Source organism: Acidiphilium sp. AL, from assembly GCF_025499445.1.
GTDB classification, from domain to species: Bacteria; Pseudomonadota; Alphaproteobacteria; order Acetobacterales; family Acetobacteraceae; genus Acidiphilium; species Acidiphilium iwatense.
The window spans coordinates 1-3698 of record NZ_JAIMBZ010000093.1; the positions used below are offsets into that span (position 1 = coordinate 1).

At 64.0% G+C, this 3698-nt stretch carries 3 protein-coding genes and 1 pseudogene; all 4 read right to left on the reverse strand.

Going from position 1 to position 3698, the window contains the following annotated elements; genetic code table 11:
* Positions 1–147: 147 nt before the first annotated feature.
* Complete coding sequence (locus tag AiwAL_RS19870) at positions 148–720, reverse strand: hypothetical protein (protein ID WP_235705100.1); 573 nt, start codon at positions 718–720, stop codon at positions 148–150.
* An 11-nt stretch (positions 721–731) separates the two neighbouring features.
* On the reverse strand, positions 732–2777 hold the full coding sequence (locus AiwAL_RS19875) for a conjugal transfer protein TraG (protein ID WP_262313453.1): 2046 nt from the start codon (positions 2775–2777) through the stop codon (positions 732–734).
* A gap of 528 nt (positions 2778–3305) precedes the next feature.
* Entirely contained in the window at positions 3306–3533 is a 228-nt protein-coding gene (locus AiwAL_RS19880; RefSeq protein WP_262313454.1) for a hypothetical protein, read from the reverse strand.
* A gap of 43 nt (positions 3534–3576) precedes the next feature.
* Positions 3577–3698, reverse strand: a pseudogene (locus AiwAL_RS19885) (IS630 family transposase); the annotation flags it as partial.

Sequence of the window (3698 nt, forward strand, 5' to 3'; positions counted from 1 at the left end):
ACCTGCCGTCGGGATTGACCATCACCTCGATGACCGCGGGATCGGCGAGCGCCGCTTCGATGTGCTTGCCCATCGCGGTGCGCAGCATGGTGCGCCGGCGCTCCTGGGCCTGGTCTCCGACGTCTGCGGGTGGACGGGAAGAGTCGGTCATGGTTTGCCCCAGTCACGGCCGGGGCCTGGGCGTGAACGTGGACCGGGATCTTGGACTGGCCTTTGACCTTGGGCTGGATCTTGAGCTTGGTGCTGTCCCTGCCCTTGGCCCTGTCCGTTACCCTGCCGCGATCCTTGCTTTTGGGTTTGGCCGTCATCCTCCCGGTCAGTGGCCTCGGCGCGCGCGAGGGTCCGGCCGCCAACGGCGATCTGCCGACCGACCCGGTCGATGAACGCGGCAAAACGGTCGCGCCCCACCGCGCGGGCGGCATGATCCGGTTCGGGCAAGGGTGCGTTGATGGTGAGTTGATAGCGGATGAATAGGGCGAGGCTCTCCATGACGATCTGCTGGTCGCGCTCGATCCGGCCCAGCTGGGTGCTGATCCGCTCCAGCCGGAGCGCGAACCGGTCGTCGAGTTCCTGGTGGCCGCGCCGGGCCAGCCAGGCTTTGACCGCATCGGCAAGGATGGCGGATTTGGACGCTCCGGGCTTGGCCGCCAGCGCCTCCAGCTTCCGGCTGACATCTTCAGCGAGATAGAGCTGATGACGACATCTGAGTTCGGTTGTCATGTCTGCACCCCTCAGAAATCAGGCAGGAGGTCGTGGTCTTGATCGCGGTGCGGATCGCCCGCATTGATCGCCTGGGCACGGCCGATGGCGCCGAGCCTGTGCCCCCGATCGATGATCTGGGCGTCGGCGGCAGGATCGGACTCATCGTCGAGGCCGAGATCGATCGCGCGGTCGGCATCGTTCTGTCGTACATGGCCATCCTCGGGCAGGCCGGGATGGCGTTGCTGTTGCAGCCCGCCGTCCTCGTCCACCGCGCCCAATTCATCCTCGGCCGTGGTGGCGAGGCGGGTATCGGGTCCCCTCACCTGCTCGCCCCAGTCATCGGGTCGCGGCGCTGGCCGGTCATGATATTTTTGCTCGGCCAGCGCCGGCGCGGCGATGACCCGGCCGGAAAAATTGCGGTCCTCGTAATAGCGGAGCTTCTTGGCGCGGATCGGCGGCAGGCCGGAGACCAGCACCAACTCGTCGGCCGGCGGTAGCTGCATCACCTCGCCCGGTGTCAGCAGCGGGCGCGCGGTCTCCTGGCGGCTGACCATGACGTGTGACAGCCAGGGTGCGAGACGGTGACCGGCGTAGTTGCGCTGGGCGCGCTGTTCGGTCGCGGTGCCCAGCGCGTCGGAAATCCGCTTGGCCGTCCGCTCGTCATTGCTGCTGAAGGCGATGCGGACATGGCAATTGTCAAGAATCGCATTGGTCTCGCCATAGGCCTTGGAAATCTGATTCAGCGATTGCGCAATGAGGTAGGCGCGGATGCCATAGCCGGCCATGAAGGCGAGCGCCGTCTCGAAGAAGTCGAGCCGCCCCAGTGCCGGGAACTCGTCCAGCATCATCAGCAGCTGGTGTTTGCGGCGTTTGCCGGGATCGCCTTCCAGCCGTTCCGTCAGGCGCCGGCCGATCTGGTTCAGCACCAGGCGCACCAGCGGCTTGGTCCGCGAGATGTCCGAAGGCGGGATGACCAGATACAGCGAAACCGGACGCTCCGCATCGACCAGGTCGGCGATCCGCCAGTCGCACCCGGAAATCGTCGCAGCCACCGTCGGATCGCGATACAGGCCGAGGAACGACATGGCGGTGGACAAGACGCCGCTGCGTTCGTTGTCGGACTTGTTCAGTACCTCGCGCGCAGCGCTGGCGACGACGGGATGAACCCTCGGATGCTCCTTCGTGCCGAGATGGTTGGTACCCATCATCCGCCGCAGCGTGCGGGCAAAACTCCGCTGCGGGTCGGAGAGAAACGTCGCGACGCGGGCCAGCGTCTTCTCCTCCTCGGCATACAGCACATGCAGGATCGCGCCGACCAGGAGCGAATGACTGGTCTTCTCCCAGTGCGACCGGCGTTCCAGCGCGCCTTCCGGATCGACCAGAATGTCCGCGATGTTCTGGACGTCGCGGACCTCGTCCGGCCCTTTGCGCACCTCCAGCAGCGGGTTGTAGCGGGCGGAACGCGGATCGGTCGGGTTGAACAGCAGGCAATGCGAGAACTGTGCCCGCCAACCGGCGGTCAGCTGCCAGTTCTCGCCCTTGATGTCGTGGATGACCGCGCTGCTGGTCCATGAGAGCAGCGTAGGGATGACCAGGCCAACGCCCTTGCCGGAGCGGGTCGGGGCAAAAGCCATGACGTGTTCCGGGCCGTCATGGCGCAGATATTGACTGCCCAGGCGCCCGAGAAAGACCCCGGCGGCACGAAACAGGCCCGCCTCCCCGACCTCGGCCTTGGTCGCCCAACGCGACGAGCCATAGGTGGTAACGAGGCGGTTCTGCCGGGCACGCCACAAGGAACCAATGATCGCGACGGCGCAGCCTGCGATGCCGCTCGACGCGGCGATCCCGGCCGCCTCGTTGAACAGCACCGGCGCGTAGGCGTCGTAGGAATACCACCACTCGAACAGCCGCCAGGGCTGATAGAACGGGATACCGGCCAGCTCGAACCACGGCATGCCCAGCCGGGCCTGGAAACCAAGCTCGGCGGCACACCACTCCGTCGCGAACCACACGCCCGCAATGACGATCGCAAACACGATGATAATCTGGCCGATGAGGAGCTTGGTCGGGGTCATTTACTGTCTCCACCGGAACACAGAAAAGCTGCACCGGAATGGAGACAGGACTCGGGCAAGACGCCGAAAATGAAAATCGGCCTTATTGGCGCTCAATTAGGTTTACCTACACCCTACCGACTGGACGGCCATTTGGGGGGTGAAGCGGTCACCCAGTGGTAGGAAGTCAAAATCGGCTGCTTTGCGCATCCCGGTCATCGGCGGACAGAATGGCCTTTCTCAACAGCGGACATCTTCAGTGGTAAGCGGTTCGGCTATGCCTGAGACTCATCTCGCCCGCGCCCTTGACTGCCTTGAAGACCGCCTGAAGACACATCAATGCCGAGCCGGACGGCCGCGCGCTTTGCCGTCTCTTCACGCCGCGCTGTGAGGTCGGCGACCGACTGCCGCACCTGCGCCAGGATCGACGCTGGCGCTGTTGCCGGTGTGCCGCTGTCGAATGGCGGTTCCGGGGCATAAACCATGTAAAGCTGGATCGCCTTGGCCGCTGTCTCGCCACGCAACATCGCCGCGAGGCGCAGTGCGCCATCAAAACAGCTTAATATCAAAACTGGAAAATGCACCGGCGTTGGACGGCCAAACACCGCGGCAAATGGCGCTCAATTCAGCGTCCAGGCAGACTTCGATGTCAGAACAAAAAAGGAGGATTGCCGAGTGACTGCGTTCAGTAATGAAGAAACATTTCAGGATGTTGCGCTTCAGTTCCTCCAGCACCGCGATGGCACGCAGACCCGGAGCCGCTGTGAGCATGGGCACGACCTTACTGTCCCAGTCAGATCCGTCTAGTACCCCGAGTCGCTCATAGTGCGGGGTATAGCCGCTTCAGTTTGATGCGGGCGTTTGCGGTGGTGAAGTGCCAGTTGGCCTTGACGTGATCCCTATTGCGGGTGCGCTCCCATGCGGCGACCTCCTCGATCAGCA